The organism is Rhodococcoides corynebacterioides, from assembly GCF_019834675.1.
Classification (GTDB): Bacteria; Actinomycetota; Actinomycetes; order Mycobacteriales; family Mycobacteriaceae; genus Rhodococcoides; species Rhodococcoides corynebacterioides_A.
The window spans coordinates 26,061-49,526 of record NZ_JABUBU010000001.1 but is presented as its reverse complement, the minus strand read 5'-3'; the positions used below and the strand labels follow the sequence as shown (position 1 = coordinate 49,526).

General features: G+C 71.4%; 8 protein-coding genes and 1 tRNA gene. 4 read left to right on the top strand and 5 right to left on the bottom strand.

The window, feature by feature from the left end; translation table 11 throughout:
• Nucleotides 1-105 precede the first annotated feature (105 nt).
• Genes HQ603_RS00145 through fdxA form a run of 3 tightly spaced genes read left to right on the top strand, consistent with a single transcriptional unit; the run spans nt 106 to nt 1,867 of the window.
• Nucleotides 106-540, top strand: coding sequence for a MerR family transcriptional regulator (locus HQ603_RS00145; RefSeq protein WP_222682401.1), 435 nt, complete (start codon nt 106-108; stop codon nt 538-540).
• Complete coding sequence (locus HQ603_RS00140; protein ID WP_261767242.1) at nt 537-1,547, top strand: arsenic resistance protein; 1,011 nt, start codon at nt 537-539, stop codon at nt 1,545-1,547. Before HQ603_RS00145 ends, HQ603_RS00140 begins: the two co-directional genes overlap by 4 nt.
• Before the next feature lie 5 nt (nt 1,548-1,552).
• The gene (gene fdxA, locus HQ603_RS00135; RefSeq protein ID WP_222682400.1) at nt 1,553-1,867 is read left to right on the top strand and encodes a ferredoxin; all 315 of its coding nucleotides are present in this window, start codon (nt 1,553-1,555) and stop codon (nt 1,865-1,867) included.
• Nucleotides 1,868-2,636: 769 nt separating this feature from the next.
• Here the strand turns inward: fdxA and HQ603_RS00130 are convergent.
• Nucleotides 2,637-2,708, bottom strand: a tRNA-Thr gene (locus tag HQ603_RS00130).
• Between the two features lie 26 nt (nt 2,709-2,734).
• Nucleotides 2,735-3,817 (bottom strand): GGDEF domain-containing protein, encoded by a 1,083-nt coding sequence (locus HQ603_RS00125; RefSeq protein ID WP_222682399.1) that lies wholly within the window; start codon nt 3,815-3,817, stop codon nt 2,735-2,737.
• A gap of 294 nt (nt 3,818-4,111) precedes the next feature.
• Between HQ603_RS00125 and HQ603_RS00120 the strand changes: the two genes are divergently transcribed.
• Nucleotides 4,112-5,614 carry a threonine/serine ThrE exporter family protein gene (locus tag HQ603_RS00120; protein ID WP_222683113.1) on the top strand — a complete coding sequence of 501 codons (1,503 nt, stop codon included), beginning with the start codon at nt 4,112-4,114 and terminating at the stop codon, nt 5,612-5,614.
• Nucleotides 5,615-5,618: 4 nt separating this feature from the next.
• Here HQ603_RS00120 and HQ603_RS00115 read toward each other — a convergent pair whose 3' ends face one another.
• The 3 genes from HQ603_RS00115 to HQ603_RS00105 are packed head-to-tail and all read right to left on the bottom strand — an operon-like array spanning nt 5,619 to nt 23,461.
• The gene (locus tag HQ603_RS00115; RefSeq protein WP_068103290.1) at nt 5,619-5,864 is read right to left on the bottom strand and encodes an MbtH family protein; all 246 of its coding nucleotides are present in this window, start codon (nt 5,862-5,864) and stop codon (nt 5,619-5,621) included.
• The gene (locus HQ603_RS00110; protein ID WP_222682398.1) at nt 5,861-7,228 is read right to left on the bottom strand and encodes a lysine N(6)-hydroxylase/L-ornithine N(5)-oxygenase family protein; all 1,368 of its coding nucleotides are present in this window, start codon (nt 7,226-7,228) and stop codon (nt 5,861-5,863) included. The genes HQ603_RS00115 and HQ603_RS00110 overlap by 4 nt, the downstream gene beginning before the upstream one ends.
• A gap of 60 nt (nt 7,229-7,288) precedes the next feature.
• Nucleotides 7,289-23,461 (bottom strand): non-ribosomal peptide synthetase, encoded by a 16,173-nt coding sequence (locus HQ603_RS00105; protein ID WP_222682397.1) that lies wholly within the window; start codon nt 23,459-23,461, stop codon nt 7,289-7,291.
• Nucleotides 23,462-23,466 lie beyond the last annotated feature (5 nt).

The window sequence follows — 23,466 nt, the reverse complement described above, 5'->3', positions numbered from 1 at the left end:
ACAGCCAAGGACCACCCCGCACACGCGCCCGTGATCCCGCGGCACCGACAATGTGCTCACTCGTCCATTTGCCTTCGAGCCGACTCGAACCTTTAGTCTTCGGTCATGCCCGCTCTGCTGATCTCGCAACTGTCCTCGGCGACGGGAGTGCCGGCGACGACACTGCGCTTCTACGAGAGCGAGGGCCTGCTCCCGGCAGGCCGGGCCTCGAACGGGTACCGAATCTACGACGAGCGCGCGCAGCAACGGTTGGCGTTCATCACCGCCGCGAAGAGCCTGAATCTGACTTTGCCGCAGATCAAGACGATGCTGCGCGTGTGGGAGAACGACTCGTGCGCCGCGGTGAAGTCCGGGCTGCGGCCGGCACTGCGTGAGCACATCGCCCGAGCGGAGGAGTCGATCGCGCAGCTGAGCGTGCTGCGAGACGCGCTGACCGGGGCGCTGGACCGATTGGACGACACTCCCGACGCGGCGACGCCGTGCGACCCGCAGTGCAGCTGGTTGGCGTCGACGATGCCCACACCCGCACACGCGTCATGACCGGATCGCGGCGGACCTCGGTGGTGCAGTGGTGGGACACCCACCAGATCGGCCTGTATCTCCTCGCTCTCGCCGCCGGTGCCGCAGTGGGCCTCGCTGCTCCCGCCTCGGCGCCGGCGTTCGAGCACGCCATCAACCCGGTGCTGATCGTACTGCTCTACGCCACGTTCCTCGCCGTGCCGTTCGCCGCGATCGGCCGCTCCCTGCGCGATGCCCGGTTCACCACCGCAGTCATCGTCCTGAACTTCGTGGCCGTCCCGATCGTGGTGTTCGCTCTCACGCGCATCATCGCCGGGAACGAGGCGGTCCTGGTCGGTGTGGTGCTGGTGCTCCTCGCCCCGTGCATCGACTACGTCATCGTCTTCAGCGGCCTCGCCGGCGCCGCATCGGAACGCCTGCTGGCCGGGGCACCGCTGCTGATGCTGCTGCAGATCGCGCTGCTGCCGCTGTGGCTGTGGTTGTTCGTCGGGTCCGACACGGTCTCGATCATCGACATCGCACCCTTCGCCGAAGCATTCGTCCTGCTCATCGGGCTCCCGTTGGCTCTGGCAGCGGCGACGCAGTGGTGGGCGCGCCGCGGACATGCGGGCAAGCGGCTGATGCAGGTGACGGCGGCAGCGATGGTGCCGGTGATGATGGTGACGCTCGCGGTCGTCGTGGCCTCCCAGATCGACGCCGTCCGCAGCCGCATCGATCAACTCGCCGCGGCCGCCGCCATCTTCGTGATGTTCCTGATCGCGATGGCGTTCATCGGTGTCGGCGCCGGGAAGGTGTTCGGGCAGGACGTGCCGGCGACGCGGGCGTTGGTGTTCTCCGGCGCTACCCGCAACTCACTGGTCGTACTCCCCCTCGCACTGGCGCTGCCACCGGCGTTGAGCCTGGCCGCCGTGGTGGTCGTGACGCAAACCCTGGTGGAACTGATCGGGATGGTGCTCTACGTCCGCTACGTACCACACCTCGTTCCGGACGCGGTACCGGACAACAGCACCGCCGCGACGGGGCCATAGGAACCGTGACCTACGTGATAGCCGAACCGTGCATCGACGTCATGGACAAGGCGTGCATCGAGGAATGCCCCGTCGACTGCATCTACGAAGGCCGACGGATGCTCTACATCCACCCGGACGAGTGCGTCGATTGCGGTGCGTGCGAACCGGTCTGCCCCGTCGAGGCCATCTTCTACGAAGACGACCTCCCCGCCGAGTGGGCGCACTACGTCACCGTCAACGCCGACTTCTTCGACGACCTCGGCTCCCCCGGAGGCGCCGCGAAGACCGGCCCCGTCGACAAAGACCATTCACACGTGGCGCGTCACGGTGCGGGCTGATCTCGCCGCCTCCTCGCTGTCGCGTTTCGCCGGAAGACCAGTAACGCGCGTCCACGAGACCGGCGAGGACGACCACCCGGACGCTGACGGACACCAGGTGGTTCTTGTACACCGCGGCGACTTCATGCCCCGTGCCGACACGGTTGCGCCGCGGAGGCCAGCGGGTGACGCACCAGGAGCATGGCACGGTCACCGCCCATACCGAGGCGACACCGTCGCGTGCATCGCACCGGTGACGCCGGTCCGTCCGTGACCCTCGAGGGCGCCACCGCTCCACCTCGGAGACGCTGCCGCGATCGCTGCGGAGTAATGGTACGGACCATTCGAACAATGCTTGAAAATGTCAATTCCACGAATTGCGTTACGGAACCCGTCCCTCTGCGATCAGCGCTGTTAGTGCCGACTACTGCTTCACCCGTGAGCGAGAGGCGGTTGGTCCACCCTGGTCCGCACACGTCCACGCCAGCCGCAGCCACAGCGTGAAGCGAGTGGAATCCGTCCATAGGAGTCCCTGGGTGTCCACGGACAGTCGTGGACTCTTCCGCGCAAAAGTCCATCCACAGCCACCCACGTCCACCCGAGTCCATCGAACGAGTTACGAATGAGTTGTGACAACTCGTGACATCGAGCTTCATTTCGACAGTTTTTGCAGGTGACCGGACGCCCCTGGACCGTGGCGGACCTGCACGGACGTACCGGAGAAAGTCGTGAAACGAGAGGCCAGAACGAGCTATTTCGGGTCATTCCTGCAGTTCAGAGGCATATCGAGAGCCTCCTTTCGGGATTGAACCGAAGACCGCTCGCTTACAAGGCGAGTGCTCTACCACTGAGCTAAGGAGGCGCGCCCGACCGAGCCGGGCGCGCTCATCATAACGGCCCGTCCGCCTCACTCGCCGCGGCCACCACGACACTGTTGCCGCCGTCGCGCTTGGCGCGGTACATGGCGATGTCGGCGCGGTCGAGCAGTCGGCCGAGCATCCGGGGACAGAGGCCTTCCCACTCGGTGACATCCTCGACGGCGACACCGACGGAGGCGGTGACCGGTGCTCGGTCGTCCGGTCGGTGGATTCCGGTGAGCAGCGACCGGGCGAAGGCTCGGGCGTCGTCGCCCGGCACCACGACGGCGAATTCCTCGCCGCCCAGACGGGCGGAGACGGATCCGGGTGGGCTCAGCTGGTCGATTCGGGCTGCGGTGGCACGCAAGACTTCGTCGCCGACAGCGTGACCGAAGCGGTCGTTGACGGATTTGAACGCGTCGAGGTCCAGACAAAGGACGGACAGGTGAGCCGGGCGGTGGTCTCGCATCAGGGCCTCGACGGCGGTGTGCAGTCCGCGGCGGTTCCGCAGACCGGTCAGCTGGTCGAACAGTGCGCGGGAGGCGTCGTTCCGCAGGGCGGTGAGGAAGACGTGGTTGAGGGTCGACGCGGTGAACAACAGACCCAGCACCAGAACGAAGGTCGCCACCACCTCCGGCACCGGGGCGACATCGGCGGTCAGCACCCGCACGAACACGACGATGGCGACCACGAGCGACCAGGCTTCCTGCGCGACGAACACCCGTGCGTCGTGCATGGCGGTGACGTAGTTCCCGACGGTCACCATGAGCGCGACGGCATAGAGACTGATGGTGCTGGGCGGTGTCGACAGAATGCCGACGGGGATCGCGATACCGGCGTAGACGATGAACGCGAGCGAGGCGCGGCGGCTGGGAAACCGTCCGCGCGCCCACCAACACCCGGCCCCGACGGCGCTCGCCGCGGCGACGAGAAGCTGCGTCGTCGCTTCGTCGGCCACGGGGGAGAACACCAGGACGATCGCCATGATCGCGATCAGGAAGCATCCGGACGCCGTGACGTACGGCGCCCGACGCAACAGCGGGTGGGCGCAATGGTAATCCCGAATCCACTCGTAGTCGGGCGTCGCCGACCACCAGTCCCTCAGTGCGCTCACACCGCCACCAGTCCCCCTCGCGGGCGCCCGACGGGCGCGCTGTTGCACCCGCACCACAGTCTCTTGTCCCGGATTCAAGCATAGGCAACAACGGCGCGAGCCGTTTCGGTACCAAGTCCGAATTCCGCGCCGGAAACCGTCGCCGAGTCCGTACGGCGGGGTCGGCGAGGACGGCGGCGCGACGACGCCCCGGGCCAGGGAACACACAGGCCGGGCCGGTACCTTCTCCTAGCGAGAGCACCCACCGCGATCACTCCCGCACCCCTTCGACGGCAGAAGAGAGGCATGACGTTCCTGCAGGGCCTGACGTCGACACTGCGCCGGATGACCGGCGAACGACGGGCCATCGTCGACACCCCCGCGGGCGCTCCGAGCCCGCTCCAGCCGATCGATCTCACGGACGACGCGTCCGTGACGGAAGTGCTCGATCTCGCCGTGCGCGTCGGCGAGGTGACCCTCGCGGCGGGCACCGGCGCCATCGACACCGCGGCCCAGGTGCAGTTCGTCGCCGCGACGTACGGCCTGAACCGATGCGACGTGGACGTCACGTACAACTCGATCACCATCAGCGCCTACCGCGGCCCGACGCTCCCGCCGGCGAGCACGATGCGCATCGTCCACTACCGGTCGATGGACTTCACGCGTCTGGCGGCCGTCGACGGCCTGGCGCGCAGGATCCGACTGCAGGTGCCGACACCGTCGGCCGCCCTGACGGAACTCGACGAGATCATCACCGCCCCCCACCCCTACAACCGGTGGATCGCGACGCTCGCCTGGTCGGGCATGGCGGCGGCGATCTCGGTGCTGCTCGGCGGTGGGGTCCTGGTGGCCGTGGTCAGCTTCCTCACCACGATGGTGATCGACCGGGTCGGCCGGGTGCTCAACCGCGCCGGGCTTCCGTTCTTCTTCCAACAGGTGGTGGGCGGGTTCATCGCCTCGGCGCCGGCGATCACCCTGTACTCGTATCAGGCCGAGCTGGGCATCTCGATCTCGCCGTCGCAGATCATCGCGGCCGGGGTGACCGTGCTGCTCTCGGGTCTGTCGCTGGTGGGCTCGGTGCAGGACGCGATCACCGGCGCCCCCATCACCGCTGCGGCCCGGTTCTTCGAACTCCTCATGATGACCGGCGGCATCATCGCGGGCGTGGCGACGACGCTCCGGCTCGCCGCCCTGCTCGGCGCGGAACTGCCCGTCCTGAGCAACGTCGCTCCTCCCGACATCACCGAGGTGCCGACGAAGGTGCTCGCCGGTGCGGCGGCGTCGGCGTTCTATGCCCTGGCCTGCTACGCCGAACGACGCAGTCTGACGGCCGCATTCTTCGGCGGGTTTGCCGGTGCACTGTTCTTCCTCATCGCGCAGCAGGTGGGGTTCGGCCCCGTCCTGTCGAGCGCCATCGCCGCGACGGTCGTCGGGTTCGTCGGCGGTCTTCTTGCTCGTCGAGCACTGATTCCGCCCCTGATCGTGGCCGTCGCGGGCATCACGCCGCTGCTGCCCGGCCTGTCGGTCTACCGGGGACTCTTCGCCCTGCTCGGCGACCAGACGCTTCTCGGCATGAGCGCGCTGCTGGCCGCGCTGGGTACGGGCGGCGCGCTGGCGGGCGGGGTCACCCTGGGGGAATGGGGAGCGCGGACGTTGCGTCGGCCCCGAATCGTGTACCGGGCGGGCTCGCTGCGTCGCCCCTCACGGAAGACCATGCGCCCGGACGCTCGACGACTCAAGCGTCCGGACGCAGTGCGATCGTTGCTGCCCATCCGTAACCGGAAGCCCATGGACGGCCGGTGGGACGGAGAGCGCTGACGGATCAGCTGGAGGGGTTCTCCGCGCGCTGACGCGCGTCCTCCTCCATGGCCTCACGCAGGCTGCGGGGGCGCATGTCGGTCCAGTTCTGCTCGACGTACTCGAGGCACGCCTTGCGGCTCTCCTCACCGAACACGACGCGCCAGCCCTGCGGAACCTCCGCGAACGTCGGCCACAGCGAATGCTGATCCTCGTCGTTGACCAGAACGTAGAAGCGTCCGTCTTCGTCGTCGAACGGGTTGGTGCTCATCGTGCCTCGCTCACTGCAAAAGTCGGCGCCGGGCGATCCCGACGATCTGCGGTCCGGTCGACCCTAGCAAGCGCGTCCGACCCACCACGTCGGGCGAGGACGGAGTGGAGAATTTCACCGGAACGCACCGCGACGTTGGAGAGCAGCGACGACGTGATGCCGTGCGTCGCCTCCGTGCCGCCCTGGAGGTACACGGCGGTCCGACCGTCGTCGGCAGCACCGACTCCGTCGTCACCGTCGGTCCCGGCGCCAGCGGACAGGAGGCGGTAGTCGCGCGTGACGACGCGCGGCGCGTCGTCGTCGGGAGCAAGCTCGCCGAGCAGAGGGCGCAGCGGGGCCGGTCGGAAGCCGGTGGCGAGCACCAGGGCGTCGCAGACGAGGGTGTCGGCGATGCCGTCGATGCCGTCGCGCACGGTGACCTCGATGCCGTCGGCGGTCTCGACGGCGGCGTCGATCGTGGACGCGCGGCGCATGAACAGCCGCCGGTGGCCGCTCACCCGCTCGGCGTACTCGGTGCGGTAGAGCTCCTCGATGAGCTCGAGGTCCACCACCGAGTAGTTGGTGCTGCGATGCAGGGCGAGCAGTCGGGCGCGCTCGTCCGCCGGCGCGCGGTGCAGCTCGTCGACCGCCTCGGGATCGAAGATGCGGTTGGCGTAGGGGCTGTCGTCGGCCGGACTGTATCCGTAGCGGGAGAAGATGCTGTGCACCTCCGCGTGCGGGTGGTGCGCGTGGAGGTACTGCACCACCTCGGCCGCGGACTGCCCGGCGCCGAGCACCGCGAACCGACCGTGGGTCGGTCGGGGCAACTCGGCCATCCGGCCGAGGAAGTCGTGATTGTGGAAGCACCGCGCCGAGAGCCTCGCCCACTCGGGCACCCGCTGCTGCAGCCCGGCTCCGACCGCGACGTTGCGGGTGTGGAGGACCCGGCCGTCGTCGCACTGCACCACGAGCTCGTCGCCGACCCGTCGGACCGCGGTGACCGAGGTGCCGTAGCGGACGTCGGCGTCCACGCGGTCCGCCGCCCACGACAGGTAATCGTGGAACTCGAGCCGGGTGGGGAAAAACGTCTGGTGGTTGACGAAGTCCACCAGCCGACCGCGTGCGAACAGGTACTGGAAGAAGGTGTACTCGCTGCTCGGGTTGCGGAACGTCGCGAGGTCCTTCGGGAAGGCGATCTGCATGGTCGCTCCCTCGAGCAGCATGCCGGGATGCCATCCGAAGGCGTCCTGCCGCTCGACGAAGGCGGCGCGCACTTCCTCGCCGGGGGCGCACGACCGGTTGTGTTCCTCGATCGCGATGGCCAGCGCGAGGTTGGCCGGGCCGAAGCCGATACCGACCACGTCCACTGTGTCGTCACCCGTCATGTGTCCACCCCTTCGGCCGCGATTGCACCCGGCGAGCTTAGCGTAGCCTTGCCTTTCCTACTAGGGCCTGCGCGCCTCCCCCAGTCGAGCGGTGAGCAGATCCACGAACCGACCGACCGCCTTGCTGTCCGTTCCGCCCGGAACGACCAGCTGGACGAACAAGGCTGCACCCGTGGGTGGTTCGTGCACGCTCAAGGTCAGATCCGCCTCGGGGCGGCCCACCGGGATCGGAAGCACCGAGACGCCCCCCAGATCCGCGACGCGGTGATGCACCAGCGCCAACGCCGGCCGCCGGAGGTCCGGCCGGCAGGCCGCGTCCACGATGTCCCGGTACGACGGCCCCGGGCGATCGAGCGCGTCGATCGTCGCGTCGCGAACCGCACGGGTGACCTCGGCCAGATCGCCGATCGCGCTCACCCGCAGGGGAACCCGGTCCGCGAACCCGCCCACCATCGCGTGGGTGCGGGCATCGTCACGGCCTGCCACCAGCGTCGCGACGGTGACGTCCTCGCCGCCGCCCGCGTCGGCCACCGCAAGTGCGAACGCCGCGTGCATCACCGAGGCCAGTCCCGTGCCTGCAGTGGCGGCGAGCCGGTCGAGCGAGGCACGCAGGTCCGCGTCGACGTCGACAAGGACCGCGTCGGTTCCGTTCTCGCCGAACGTGATCGGCAGAGTCGCCGGCGGCGCGTCCGCGAGACGCTCACGCCAGTAGCGCGTGACGTCGTCCGCAGCAGCGCGACGGTCCACCGCCCACCGCGCAACGTCGGAGTAGGTCAGCGGCAGGTCCTCCTCGCTGCCCACGAGCAACTCGGTCAGCAACGGGACCACCGACCACTCGTCCACCGCGGCGTAGTGCATGACCAGTAGCAGGGCGCGACGGTCCCCGTCGTCGAGCAGGACCGCACGCAGCCCGGGCCGCGTCGTCAGATCGAGCGGCTCCTGTGCGATCTCGAACGCGCGACGGCCGAGATCACCACCGTCGGCGGAGACGGCGACCCGCTCGAGGATCACCGGGTCCGCCGGCGTCACCGACGCCCCGTCGGGTGCGATCACCGACCGCAGCGGCTCGTGACGTGCGGCGACGGCGGACAGCGCCGCGGCCAGGTCGTCCCCGCTCCGGTCGCCGACGTTTACCAGCAGCGCATGGTGCGCGGGTGCCGCCGAGAGGTCCTGCGGCAGTGCCGCTTCCTGCATCGGTGCGAGCGGGACGACGGCCGGTCGATCCGCCCGCGGGGTCAGCGTCGGCGCCGTCGACACCGACCGTCCCGTGAGCCGTTCCGCCAGCGCCGCGGCGGTGGGCGCGTCGAACACGTCGCGCACGGTCACCTCGACACCGAGACGCGACCGGAGGGCCGACACCCACCCCATGGCCGCCATGGAATGTCCGCCGACGTCGAAGAAGTCGTCGTCGATGCCGAGGGTCGCACCATCCGGCCCGTTCGCGAGCCCCAGCACCTCCGCCGCGGCCGCGAGCACCACGCGCTCGGTCTCCGTCCGCGGCGGTCGGCCCCCCAGCAGACCGACGAGATCGGGCTCCGGGAGGGCCGCACGGTCGAGCTTGCCGTTGGGAGTCAACGGCAACGATCCCGGCAGCACCATCACGACGCTCGGCACCATGTAGTCCGGTAACGCGGTCGCCGCGTGGGCACGCACGTCCTCGCCGAGCAGCCCGTCCACACCCGTGACGTAGCCGACTACCCGGGTGGCGGGGCCGTCGCCCACGGCGATCACGGCCGTCTGGTCGACGCCGTCCGCGGACGCCAGTGCCGCCATCACCTCACCGGGCTCGATGCGGAAGCCACGAACCTTCAGCTGATCGTCGGCGCGGCCGAGGAAGTCGAGCGATCCGTCCGTGCGCCACCGGGCACGATCGCCGGTGCGGTACATCCGACCGCCCCCGTGCGGATCGGCGACGAATCGGTGCGACGTGAGATCCGGCCGTCCGAGATAGCCGCGCGCCAGTCCCCGTCCGGCGATGTACAACTCGCCGGCCACCCCGATGGGCACGGGGCGCAGCCGCGCATCGAGCACGTAGGCCTGCTCGTTGGGATCCGGGACGCCGATCGGCACCGCTGCAGTCCAGCCCGGACGCGCCTGCCACAGCGTGTTGTTCACGGTCGCCTCGGTGAGCCCGTACGCCGCGAGGAGGTTCAGTCGCTCCGACCAGGCCGAGATCACCGCCGGCGGCACGGTTTCCGTCCCGACGAGCACCGTGCAGCCCTCGGGCAGCAGGCAGTCCGGCGGCAGCGCCGCCATGAGCGACGGCGGCAGGATCGCGTGCGTCACCGCGTGGCGGGTGCAGAAGTCCGTCAGCTCCGGACCCGCGACCCGCGCGTCGTCCGGCACCACGACCAGCCGGGAGCCCGTGCACAGTGCCATGGCCAGTTCGAAGACGGCCACGTCGAACCCGATGGACGCGAACTGCAGCACCACCGACCCCGTCGTCAACCGCATCCGGTCCTCCGCCGTCGCCACCAAGGACGAGATGCCTTCGTGCGGAACGACGACGCCCTTCGGCCTGCCCGTGGACCCGGAGGTGTAGATGACGTACGCGGCCGAGTCCAGCGCGGCCGGACCGTTCGGTTCGTCCGCCCAATCCCGTTCCGGGAGTGCGTCGATCGCCAGGTGGGGGACGCTGCTCGGCATCGATCCCGACGCCTCCTCGGTGGTGAGCAGCAACGCGGCTCCGGAATCGCCCAGCATGAATTCCAGCCGTTCCGCGGGGTGCCGGCCGTCCAGGGGGAGGTACGCCGCCCCGACGGCGAGGACGGCGAGGGTGGCGACGACGGTGCCCACCGACCGCGGCACGCCGATGCCCACGATGTCCTCGTCGCCGATGCCCCGGTCGCGCAGCTGCGCGGCGAGCTCGACGACACGCTCGTGCAGAGCGGCGTAGGTGACGGTCTCGTGCTCGTCCGCCACCGCCACCGCGTCGGGCGTCGCCCGCACCCACCGACGGTAGGACGCGTAGAGGGTCTCCTCCGGCACGTGCCGCGCAGTGTCGTTGAACTCGGTCACCACCCGGTGCCGCTCCCCCGGCAGGAACAGGTCGAGATCGTCGACCCGCCTCTCCGGCGTCCGCGCCAGCGCGGCGAGCACGAGAAGGAAGCGATCCGCGAGCGTCCGGGCCGTCGACGCGTCGTACAGGTCGGTCGCGTATTCCAGTTGGAGCGTGAGCCGTTCGCCCCCGGTGTCCTCGGTGGCGTTGAACACCACGTCGAACTTCGCGGGCGTCTCGGGCAGCCGGTCGGTGTCGACGAGCGGACCGGTGTGATGGCTGACCATGACCTGGAACAGCGGGTGCCGCGCCGCGCTGCGCTCGGGTGCCAGGTGGGCCACCACCTCGTCGAACGGCACGTCGGCATGGGCGAACGCCGCCAGATCGGCGTCCCGCACGGTGCGGAGGGTATCGGCGAGGGACGCCGACCCGGTCACCTCGGTCCGCAGCGCCAGGGTGTTGACGAAGAACCCGACGAGGTCGGCCGTCGCCTCCTCGTCGCGGCCGGCCACCGGCGCACCGAGCACCACGTCCGACGACCCCGTCACCGCGCGCATCAGGACGGCCGCTGCGGCGTGCAACGCCATGAAGACGCTCGCCTCCGTCGATCGCGCCACGGCACGCAGGCCGCGCACCACCGCCGGCTCGACGTCGACCTGCACGACCGCGCCGTCGTGGCTCGGCCGCGGCGGCCGGGGCCGATCGGGGGGAATCTCCGGATCGGGGGCGCCCGCCAGCGTGTCGCGCCAGAACCGCAGTTGGCGGGCAGCGAGGGACCGCTCGTCGCGGGCGTCGCCGAGCAGCTCGGCGTGCCACAGGGTGTAATCGGCGTACTGCACCGGCAGCGGCGTCACCGGCGACGGATCACCGGCCAGGCGGGCGGTGTAGGCCGCGAGCAGATCGGTCAGGAACGGGCGGTCCGACCACTCGTCCGTGGTGATGTGGTGCAGGACCACCACCAGGACCGTGCCGCCCTCCGTGTGAATTGCTCTGGCGCGCAACGGGATGTCACGACGAAGATCGAACGGAGTGCGGAACACCTCGGCGACGGCTGCGGAGACGTCCGATGCCGTGGTCGCCTCGACCACGTCGACGGCGGGTCGAACGCCGTCGAGGATGCGCTGCACCGGCAGACCGTCGACCTCGTCGAACACCGTCCGCAACGCCTCGTGTCGGTCGACCACGTCGGCGAGCGCCACGGTCAGCGCCTCGACGTCCACCACCCCGTCCAGCGGGATCACCAGCGGGAAGTGGTAGGCCGTCGAGCGGGGATCGAGGGTGTGCGCCAACCACAGTCGGCGCTGCGCGGCCGACATCGGGATGTGTTCGGGCCGCTCACGCGGCGCGAGGACGGGCCGCGCCGACCCGGATCGGGCACCGGCGACGGCGGCGAGCCGGGCCACGGTGGGGGCGTCGAACAGGTCGCGCACCGCCAGCTCGCACCCGAGTGCCGTCCGTGCACGGCCGATCACCCGGGTGGCGAGCAGCGAATGGCCGCCGCGCGCGAAGAAGTCGTCCGTCACCCCGATCGGCACGCCGAGGACGTCCGAGACGATGCCGGTCAGGACGCGCTCGGTCTCGGTGCGCGGCAGGGTGATCGGCGCCGTGTCGTCCTCCGGCGTCGGGAGTGCCGTCACGTCGAGCTTGCCGTTCACCGTCATGGGGAACTCGTCGGTCCGAACGACGGTGGGCACCAGGTACTCCGGCAGAGCGCGGGCACAGGCGTCGCGGACGTCCACCGTCTCGGGAGCATCGACGTAGGCGATCAGCCGGGCCAGGCCGCCCGGGCCGGTACCGACGACGACGGCGCTGCGCCGCACGCCGGGCACGGCCGCGACGGCGGACGCCACCTCGCCGATCTCCACCCGGTGGCCACGGATCTTCACCTGGTCGTCGGTGCGGCCGAGATAGTCCAGCAGTCCGGACCCGTCGGTGCGCCGACGGACGAGATCACCCGTGCGGTAGCGCCGCGTTCCATTTGGCCCGGCGACGAACCGGTCCGCCGTGAGCGCGGGACGGTGGGCGTACCCGCGGGCGAGACCCGCTCCGGCGACGTACAACTCGCCCGCCACCCCGTCCGGTACCGGCCGCAGCCACCCGTCGAGAATCACGGCGTCGGTGGCGCGAATCGGCAGGCCCACCGTGGGGGTCGCACTGTCCGCGGTCCCCCCGCCGAGGGTGTTGATCGTGTACTCCGTGGGTCCGTAGAGGTTGTAGCCGAGCACGCCGTCCGCAGCCCGCAGGGCCGACCAGACGTCGTCGCCGACGGCTTCACCGCCGAGAAGGACCAACGCGGGCCGGTACCCGTCCAGCAGTCCCCGCTCGAGCAGGATGGAGGCGTAGGTCGGCGTGACGTTGACGACGTCGATGCCGTGGCGATCGCCGTACGCCACCAGGGCATCCGCATCGCGGCGCAGTGTCTCGTCCGCGACGTGCACCTCGTGCCCCTCGACGAGCCAGAGCAGCTCCTCCCACGACATGTCGAAGGCGAACGACACGGTGTGTGCGATGCGCAGGGTCCGCCCGCCCGCCGCCTCGATCACCGGGTCGAAAATCTCGCGTCGGTGGTTCAGCTGCATGTTGGTCAGCCCGCGATACGGCGTCACCACGCCCTTCGGACGGCCCGTCGACCCGGACGTGTAGATGACGTACGCCGGATGCTCCAGCCGACCCGGTCGACCCGGCGCGAACGCGGTGCCGTCGGCGACGCCCTCACCGTCCGCATGCCGGCCCGCCGCCGACAACAGCGGTTCCGCGGCCCAGTCGAGCGGCAGAACCCCGGGTCGACCGGCGAAGCGCGACACGGCGCTCGGCCCGACGATCAGGCACCGCGGGTCGGCGTCGTCCAGGACGGCGTCCAACCGCGCGTCGGGATGGTCGAGCTCGAGCGGCAAGTAGGCCGCGCCGGTGCGCAACACCGCGAACAGCGCCACCACGGTGTCGACACTGCGCGGAACCGCCAGTGCCACCACCTGTTCCGGACCCACTCCGCGATCCTCGAGCACGCGGGCGAGCGCTTCGATCCGCGCCACGAGCTCGCGGTAGGTCAGGGAGACGCTCCCCGAGACCAGTGCGACGGCATCGGGGCGACGCTGCGCCGTCTCCACGAGCATCTCGGTGACGGTGACGTCCGGGACCGAGTCGTCCACGCGCACGGGCGGTGTCGGGTCGGCGAGCACACCGACGACCGGACGCTCCGCCCCGCCGGCCACGCTGCGCAGCACCGCGACGACGTCGTCGGCCACACGCTGGGCCCGGACGTCGTCGACCATCTCCGGCCGATGCTCGACGGTGACGGCCAGGGTGGACCCGGGCGTCACCACGACGGTGACGGGGTAGGTGGTGTGGTCGATGCTGTCGCCGCCCCGCACTCCTCGGCCACCCAGCGAGGTCCCCTCGTCGCCGTCGGTGAAGTTCTGGACGACGCAGAGGGTGTCGAACAGCGTCCGATGCCCCGTGGCCGCGCCGATCTCCGCCAGCCCGAGGTGGTCGTGATCGGCCAGCGCCCACCGCTGGTCCTGCACGGTCCTCGCGAGGGCGATCAGCGTCTGCGCCGGGTCGAGCGTCACCCGCGCCGGAACCGTGGCGAGGAACATGCCCGGCGCCGTGTCGAGGCCGGGCACCTCGGTCGGTCGACCGGCGACGGTGATGCCGAACGTGACGTCGTCACGTCCGGTGCTGCGCGAGAGTGCCAGTGCCAGCGCGGCGGTCACCACCGCGTTGAGCGTGACGCCGTGCGTGCGCAGCGCGTCGCGCAGCGTCGTCGTCTCGTGACGATCGAACTCGACGCGGTGACGACGCGGAAGGTCCGGTCCCGCCACGGTTCCCGGCCGGGCGAGCAGAGTGGGCTCGTCGAGCCCCGCCATCGCCCGGGCCCACGCCGCGCGGGCAGCGTCTCTGTCACGATCGGCCAGCCACCCCAGGTAGCGCGTGAACGCGGTGTCCGGGGTGGTCGGGACGGCCGCGGGATCGGCGTACCGGGCGAGCAACTCGGCGACCACGAGTCCGTTGGACCAGCCGTCCCACACCAGGAACTGCCGGTTGACGGCCAGGGCGTCGGTGCCGTCGGGTCGGCGCACCAGCAGCAGACGCCACAGCGGCGGTGCGGCGAGATCGAACGGGGCACCTCGGTCGGCGGCCAGCGCGGCGGCCACCTCGTCGCGGGATGTCGCCTCCACCACCGTGATCGGGACGGCCACCGCGTCGGGGACGGCCACCACCTGCGCGGGCGCACCCGAGGGCAGGGAGACGAAGGCCGTCCGCAGCGTCGGGTGGCGGCGCACCAGACCGTCGGCTGCGCTGCGCAGACGATCCGGATCGACTCGATGGTCGAACTCGAGGACGAACTGGGCGGTGTAGACGTCCCGTCCGGACGCCGTGAGGGCTTCGAAGTACAGCCCCTCCTGCAGCGGCGTCAGCGGCCAGACCGTCTCCACCCCGTCCGGGACGACGTCAGCGACGGCGGCCAGGTCGTCGTCGGTGAGGTCGATCAGCGGCGCGTCGCTCCGGGTGAGGACGGGCGTGGACGACTCGGCGGCCGTGGCGAGATCGCGAAGCGCGCCCAGCCATCCGTCGACGATGGTGTCGACGTCCCCGCGCGAGAGGTGCGAGGCGGACCAGGCCAGGGAGGCCACGAGCACGGCGCCGTCGGCTCCCGGCTCGACCGCGGTGTTGACGACGAGCCGGTACGGCCCGCCGAGGTCGGCGTCGGGCTCGGTGCGCAGGGCGTCCTGTTCCGGCGCCGGCTCGAACGGACCCGAGCCGGGCGCGGGAACCCGACCGAGGTGGTTCACCAGGACCTGCGACCGCTCACCGGTCGCGAGAACGCCTGCGGTACGGGCATTCCCGTAGCGCAGCATGCCGTAGCCGATGCCGCCGTCGGGGGCCGCGCGCAGCCGATCCTTCACCTCCGCCAGCGTGGCCACGACATCGGTGCGGTGCGCGGTCCGGACCGGGGCAATCGACGTGAACCAGCCGGTGGTGCGGGACAGGTCGCCCAGCGCGTCGTGACGTCCGTGGCGCTCGAGGTCCATCAGCACGTCGTGGTCCACACCCCAGCGGGACAGTGCCACACGCAGGGCGGCGACGATCACGTCCGTCGCGTCGCCCCGGACGAGGTCCGCGACGGGGCCCAGGGCGGCGGACGTGAGATCCGCCGGGACGCGCACGCGCAGGGTGTCGCCGTGCGCAACGGTCGCGTCGGCGGCATCGCCGGACACGAGCGCGGCGCCCGGTGCGGTCACCGTCCGCCAGTACGACAGCTCGGCCAGTCGCTGTGCGCTGTGCGCGTCCTCGTCGACGCGCCGAGAGAACTCACGGAGCGACGTGCGGACCGGCGCCAGGGCGGGAGTGTCCCCGGATTCGACCGCCACCCAGGCGACGGCGAGGTCCTCGACGAGGATCGACCACGAGACCCCGTCGACGACGAGATGGTGGGCGACCAGCAGAAGTCGGCCGGGATCGTCGCCGCGGTCGAACCACACGACCGACAGGACGGTTCCGCCGTCCGGGTCGAGAGCGTCGGTGGCGCGGTCGGATTCGCGTGCGACGAGGTCGCGCAGCGCCGCGTCGCCGAGACCCCGCGCGTCGACCCGACGGAGCGACGGCACACCGTCCGCGCGGATCTCGGTGGTCCAGACGCCCGGGGCGTGCCGATCCCGGAGCAGGCGCAGGCTGTCGTGGTGGCGCACCAGCGCGTCGATCACGGCCGCGACGGTGGCCTCGGCGGTGGGTGGAACCACCAGCAGTGCGGCCTGACAGAACCGGTCGGTGGTACCCGACCACTCCGAGAGTCGGTGCACCACGGGCAGACTGCGTACCGTGCCCACCGCGCTGTCGGCGGCGGGCGCCGGAGCGGCGGTGGGGCCGTCGCCGATCGCCGCCGCGAGCGCGCGCGGGGTCCGCAGGTCGAAGATCTGCCGCGGCGACAGCTCGAGACCGGCCGCGCGGGCGAGGTTGACCACGCGGATCGCGAGGATGCTGTCTCCGCCGCGGGCGAAGAAGTCGTCGTCCGGTCCGACGGTCTCGCCGAGCACGGTGCCGAGGTGCGACTGCAGCGCGGCGGTCACGTCGTCCGCCGACGGACCCGCCGTCGGCGGGCTCCCCGCGTCGCGCGTCGCGGCGAGCAGCGCGGCCCGATCCAGCTTGCCCGAGGGCCCGGTGGGCAGATCGTCGAGCACGGTGATCGACGACGGGATCATGTGCTCGGGCAACCGTTCTCGGACGAAGGCCCGGACGGACGCGTCGTCGACGGGCCCGACCACGAAGGACACCACCTGCGCGGTGCCGCGGTCGGTGCGCACCACGGTCGCGGCACGGTCGACCGCCGGATGCTCACGCAGGACCGCGTCGATCTCCGCGAGTTCGATGCGGAATCCGCGAACCTTCACCTGATCGTCGGCACGGCCGAGATACTCGAGCCCGGTCCGCTCGGACCAACGCACCACGTCCCCGGTCCGGTATCGCCGCTGCCCGTACGGTGCGGCGACGAAGCGGGTCGCGGTCAGTGCCGGACGCCGCAGATATCCCCGGGCCAGCTGCGGCCCCGAGAGGTACAGCTCGCCCGGCATGCCCGGTGCGACCTGGCCGAGCCACCCGTCGAGGACGCGGGCCTCGACGCCGACCATCGGGAAGCCGAGGGGGACGGTGTCGGCCGCGGTGCCTTCGACCCCCTGCGCGGCCGTCACGTCCACGGCGGCTTCGGTGGGTCCGTAGAGATTGTCGAGCCGCACGTGCGAGAGAAGCTCGGCGACCCGACGCGCCGACGCGGCGGGCAGGGCCTCACCGCTGCAGGTGATCACGCGCAGCGAGGTGCAGGAGGCGACCTCGGGATCGGTGAGGAAGGCGTCGAGCATGGACGGGACGAAGTGCACCCAGGTCACCTGGTGCGCTCGGATGGTCGCCACCAGGTGGGCGGAGTCGCGGTGCCCGTCGGGGTCCGCGAGCACCAACGCGGCACCGGAGATCAGGGGGCCGAAGAACTCGCTCACCGAGACGTCGAAGCTGGACGGCGTCTTCTGCAGGACCACCTCGCCGGGACCGAGCGGCGAATGCTCGCGCATCCACTCGAGGCGAGGCACCACGCTGCCGTGGGTGACCACCACGCCCTTCGGCCGGCCCGTCGATCCGGAGGTGTAGAGCACGTACGCGGGATCGGCGGCGCGGGGGCGCACCAGCGGCCGCGGGTCCTGCTCGGGCAATGGCCCGTCCACCATCACGGCGGGTTGCGCGTCGTCGATCATGTACCGAAGACGGTCGGCCGGGTAGCCGGGGTCGAGCGGCAGGTAGGCGGCGCCGGACTTCAGCACGGCGACCAGGGCCACCACCAGGTCGATCGACCGGGGAAGGGCCACGGCCACCAGCGATCCCGGACCGGCACCTCGGTCCACGAGGGCCGTGGCGACGCGGTCGGTCCGCGCCTGCAGCTCGGCGTACGTGAGGCGCGTGTCGCCGTGGACGAGCGCCGTCGCGGTGGGTGTCGCGGCGGCCTGACGGTCCAGCAGGTCGACGACGGTCGCGCTGCCGAGTCGGCCCGCGGCGCCGAGGACGGCCGGTGCGGGCGTCACGCCGGCGGTCGTGACCGGCGTGTGAGCGGGTGCCGTGGCGACGGCCAGCAGCATCTCCACCATCGCGGCGACGGTCTCCTCGGCGACGGCGCTGCGGTGGAACTTCAGGTCGACGGTCAGCCGATCACCGGGGATCACGATGAGCGTCAACGGGTACGCGGGGTTCTCGTCGACGCGGACGCCGGTGATCCGGAGTCCGCCTGCCTCGGAGGACGACACAGAGGACGACGCGGAAGACGACGCAGAGGACGCCGCGGAGGACGCCGCCACCAGGTCGCCGATCGGGTAGTTCTCGACGACGACGAGCGTCTCGAACAGTGACGCCACACCGGCGATCCGCCGCAGCTCGGGCAGGCCCACGTGGTGATGATCGAGCAGGTCGGCCTGATCGCGCTGCCAGCGCCGCGCCACGTCCCCGATGGTGTCGGCGGTGTCGCCGGTGTCGAGCCGGACGCGGGTGGGGACGGTGTCGATGAACAGTCCCACCATGGCGTCGAGTCCGGGCACCGGCGCCGTGCGACCCGACACGGTGGACCCCACGGTGACGTCGCGACGCCCGGTCACGCGGCCGAGGACCACGCCCCACGCCGCGTGCAGCAACGCCCCCACCGTGACTCCGGCGTCGCGTGCGGTGCGCAGCACGGCGGCGGTCGTCTCGGGATCGACCTCCACCCGGTGCGATCCGGTGCCGGTGCCCGATGCTCCGTGGCTCGGCACCGGCACGTCGTCGCGAACGCCGTCCAGAGCCTCCCGCCACCGCTGCAGGGACGCCTCGCGGTCGCGAGTGGCGAGGTGGCGCAGCCACTCTCGCGGTGAGGCGGGCGCCGGGAGCGGCGCCGGGTCGCCGTAGGAGGCGAGCAGCTCGCGCAGCATGACGGGGATGGACCATCCGTCCGCGACGAGGTGGTGGATCGACTGCACCAGCGCGGCGCCGGATTCCGTCGGAACCAGGGTGTAGCGAAGGAGCGGGGCGTGGTCGAGCGCGAGCCCCTGCCGACGATGCGCCGCCAGTACGTCGTCCACCGGCCGCGACTGCACGTCGAACGGCACCCCGACGCCGGTGTGGACCACCGCCACGATCCGACCGTTCGACACCGGGCGGAACGAGGTCCGCAGTGCCGCATGCCGATCCACCACCCGCTGGACGGCCGCGCGAAGCAGATCCGGGTCCACCGTGCCCCCGAGGTCGATCACTTGCTGCACCACGTAGGGATCGTCGTCGGCGAACGCGGAATGGAAGTGGATGCCGTCCTGAACGGCGGTGGTCGGCACCACGTCCTCCACGTCATCGGGCAGGCCGGCGACGTCGTCGTCCGTCAACTCGACCAACGGGAAGTCGGTCGGGGTGCGCCGCACCTCGGGTCCGGCGGCCGCGAGCCGGGCGAGAGCGTCGGTCCAGCCGTCGACGAAGGACGCGACGTCGTCGTCGGTCAGGACGGCCGGGGACCACCGCACGGTGGTCTCGAGACGCGGGCCCGACGGACCGTCCCCTGCGAGGACGTCGAGGATCAGGGCGTGTGCGGCGGGTGCGGCAGGGTCGTCCGCTCCGTGGAACGTCACCGATCCGGCTCCGCCGAGCCGACCCAGGTAGTTGACGAGGATGCGCGGCGCGGGCGCCGCGACGAGGACGGGGTCGGATCGAAGCTCCTGCAGCACACCGTGACCGAGGGTCGAGGCGGGCGCGCGGCGAAGCTCGTCGCGGACGGCCAGCAGCGTCTCCGCAGGATCGTCGGGTCGGTCCGTGGGCAGCGGTACGGGCCGGACCGAGGTGAACCACCCGACGGTCCGGGTGAGGTCGATCCCGGCGGTGCCGACGACGTCCTCCTCGCGGCCGTGTCCCTCCACCTCGACCACCGTGCGCTCGCCGTCGAATGCGGACCAGGACGCCAGCGTGAGGGCCAGCGCGGCGAGGACGACGTCGGTCGGTCCGGCGCCGTAGGTGGACGGAACGTCCTGCAGCACCGCCTCGGTGACCGATGCGGGGGTGACGACGGTCCGCCGCCGCAGGTCGCCGGCGAGCCCCGGGTCGGCGTCGGTGGGCAGCGACCCGCGGGGCGTTCGCGCGACCCCGTGCCAGTACGGCAGTTCCGCCTCGACCTCGCCGGCCGCGGCGTACTCGGTCAGCGCCTCGGACCACCGGCGGACGGACGTGCTCGACGGCGGTACGTCGCCACCGGACAGGGCTGTTGCCAGGTCGCCCAACAGGATTCGCCAGGACACCCCGTCGACCACGAGGTGGTGCACGGCCAGGACGGCGGTGTCGTCCGACAGTGCCACGGCCACCGCGCCGCCGGACCGACGGTGGTCCAGGCGTGACACGACCCCGTCGACGGACGCCGCCGCCTCGTGCACCACGTCGATCCGCGGCGCCGCCTCGGGCACGTGAAGCGCCCCGTCGTGCCACGACGCCCAGAGCGCCGGGTGCCGATCGACGACGGCCTGCACGGCGTCCCGCAGGCTGTCCGCATCCGTGCCCGCGGGCACGGGCACACACGCCGTCTGGTGGAACCGCGGCCGAATCGCCCCGTGCCGCAGCGCCCGAGCGACGACGGGGGTGAGGGGAACGACCCCCGTGGGCTCGTCCGCCACGGGGGCGACCTCGTCCGGCGCGGCCGCCGCGAGCGCTTCCGGTGTCCGGAGCGAGAAGACGTCGCGCGGACCGATCGCGATCCCCCGCGCGCGGGCCTTCGCCACCACGGTGAGCGCGACGATGCTGTCGCCGCCCAGGGCGAAGAAGTCGTCGGTGACCCCGACCTCGGGCAGACCCAGGGCCTCGGCCACCACGGCGCACAGTTCGCGTTCGCGGTCGGTGCGCGGGGCCACGGTGCCGGTGACGGCCTGTTCCGGATCGGGCAGTGCGCGTCGATCCACCTTGCCGTTCACGGTGAGCGGCAGCGCATCCAGCACGGTGACGGTGCTCGGCACCATGTAGTCCGGCAGGACCGTCGCGGCGTGATCCAGGACGTCCGCGGCGTGCAGGACCGCGCCGGAGTCGGGCACCACGTACGCGGCGAGGAACGCCGAGCCCGCGGGTGTGCGCCGAACGTCGACCACCACGCGGCGGACCCCCGGTGTGCCGGAGAGTGCCGCCTCGACCTCCTCGAGTTCGAGGCGCATGCCGCGGATCTTCACCTGGTTGTCGGCCCGGCCGAGAAAGTCGAGTGTGCCGTCCGCCGTCCACCGCGCGAGGTCGCCGGTGCGGTAGAGGCGCGCGCCGGACTCGTCGGGCCCCGCGAACGGGTCGGCGACGAAGCGCGACGCCGTGATTCCCGGCGCTCCGACGTAGCCGCGCCCCAACAGGAATCCGGCCGCGTACAGCTCGCCCGTCACTCCGATCGGGGTCGGCGCGAGCGACGAATCGAGGACGTAGAGGCGGGTGTTCGGGTTCGGTCGGCCGATGCTCGTCGCGATGCGCGGGGCGTCGCCGGTGTAGACGACGTGCGAGACACCGATGGTCGCCTCGGCGGGCCCGTACCCGTGGTACAGCGTCGTCGACAGGCGAGAACGGAAGCGCGCGAACAGCTCCGGGGTGAGTACTTCGCCGCCGCACCACACGTGCTTCAGCCCGGCCAGCGCCGGCCGGTCGGGATCGTCGAGTGCGAGCAGCGCGTCGAGCATCGACGACACGAGGTAGACGAACGTGACTCCGCGGCGACGGATCACGTCGAGCAGGTAGAGCCCGTCCCGTTCGCCGCCGGGCTCCGCGATCACCAGCCGTCCCCCCGTCAGGAGGGGCAGCAGGATCTCGTTGATCGAGATGTCGAATGCCAACGGCGCCTTGAAGAGCGAGGCGTCCCCCGGGCCGAAGCCGAGGATGCGATCGCGCTGCCAGGCGATGCGCGCGCAGATGGCCTCGTGCCGGATCACGGCGCCCTTGGGGGTACCGGTACTGCCGGAGGTGAAGATCACGTAGGCGGCCCGGGCGCCGTCGATCGTGACGTCGGGGACCGCGGTCGGTTGCTCGGAGTATGCCCAGTCGTCCAGCGCAACAGGATGGTCGGTACCGCCGAGGACGATGGAGGTGCGGCAGTCCGCCAGCACGCGGGCCCGCCGCTCGGCCGGCCACTCCGGGTCCACCGGGACGAACGCGCCGCCCGCGGCGGTGACGGCCAGCAGGGCGACCACCATCTCGATCGACCGCGGCATCGACACCGCGACGATCTCCTCCGGCGCCAGGCCGTCGTCGAGAAGGCGGTGCGCCAGCTGGTTCACCCGGTCCGCGAGCTGCCGGTAGGTCAGCGTCCGGTCCCCCAGCTCGACCGCGACGTCGTCGGGCGCCGAGGCGACGCGACGCGCGAACATCGCGGGAATCGTCTCGCGCGTCACGGGCTCGGCGGTGTCCACGAAGTCGACGAGGATCCGTCGTCGGTCGTCGTCGCCGAGCAGGGTCAGCGACGACAGCGGCCGCGTCGGGTCGTCGAGCAGCTGGTCCAGCACCACGCGGAACCGGTCGCGGTGCCCGCGCATCGCCTCGAGCGCCCCCGGACGGCAGCGCAGATCGAACGTCACCGGCTCGCCGTCGAGGCCGCCCGTCACGGTCGTGTCGAGGTCACGGACGGGTCCGGTGTCCATGCTGTGCATGCGGGCGGGCACCCCGCCGATGTCCACGCCGTGCGGCAGCATCAGCACGTTCAGCCCCGGCCCGACCACCCGACGCTCCGGCTCGATCTCCCGCACGGCACGCACGACGTCCTCGCCGCGGAAGCGCCCGTGACGCACGGTGCCGATGGTGGCGTGCTCGAAGGCGCGGGCGACGTCCACGAGCGTCATCGACGGGTCCAGGCGCAGGCGCAGCGGCAGGATCGTCGACGCCATGAACGGCGTGCTGCGCTGTCGTCGCCCGACCCGGCCGGTGGCGGGCAAAGACACGGTGAGGTCGTACGACCCGGTGGCCACGGCCAGATAGGCGAGCCACAGGGACGGGATCATCCGCGTCCGGCGCAGGTTCACCCGAGCGGCGAGGTCGTGCAGGCGTGCGGCGTCCGCCGTCGACACCTCGACGCGCTCGGTGACCGCGCGGCCGACGTCGGGGACGTCGGGCAGCAGGATTGGTGGTTCCGCCGCGCCGATCAACTGGGTGGTCCAGAACGCCTTGTCGACGGCGAAGGCCGGCGAGGATCGGTAGTCGCGGTCGGACTCGACCAGCGGGCCGAGCGCCCAGGCGTCGTCCGTCGTCCGGCGGGTGGGATCGACGTAGCGGGCGCGGACCTCGTTGAAGATCAGGGACATCCCGAAGCCGTCGACGATCCCGTGGTGATAGCGCTGGTGCCAGAACAGGTGGTCGTCGGCGAGGACCAGCAGGGCCGTACGGAACAGCGGTCCCACGCCGGTGACGTCGGCGCTCGCGACGTCGTCGGCGATCCAGGCGTGCGCCGCCGCGACGGGGTCGTCGTCACCGGACAGGTCGACGACGTCGACGTCCCAGTCCCGCCCGTCGGGTCGCTGGACCGGGTGCTCGCCGGAGAAGTCCATCCGCACGTGGAGGGCCTCGGCGTCCATGAGGGTGGTGCGGACCGCGTCGCGCACGCGCGCGAGGTCCACCACGCCGGTGACCTCCACCAGCAGGGTGATGACGAAGTCTCGTCGATCGCCGAGGAGGTGCTGCGCCGTCCAGACCTCGGACTGGGCAGCGGTGAGCGGCAGCGTGTCGGTGTCGACGACCCGGAACATGAACG

Coding starts and splice junctions, on each gene's coding strand:
- HQ603_RS00145 (WP_222682401.1), top strand. CDS start 106: ATGCCCGCTCTGCTGATCTCGCAACTGTCCTCGGCGACGGGAGTGCCG.
- HQ603_RS00140 (WP_261767242.1), top strand. CDS start 537: ATGACCGGATCGCGGCGGACCTCGGTGGTGCAGTGGTGGGACACCCAC.
- HQ603_RS00115 (WP_068103290.1), bottom strand. CDS start 5,864: ATGAGCACCAACCCGTTCGACGACGAAGACGGACGCTTCTACGTTCTG.
- HQ603_RS00110 (WP_222682398.1), bottom strand. CDS start 7,228: ATGACGGGTGACGACACAGTGGACGTGGTCGGTATCGGCTTCGGCCCG.
- HQ603_RS00105 (WP_222682397.1), bottom strand. CDS start 23,461: ATGTTCCGGGTCGTCGACACCGACACGCTGCCGCTCACCGCTGCCCAG.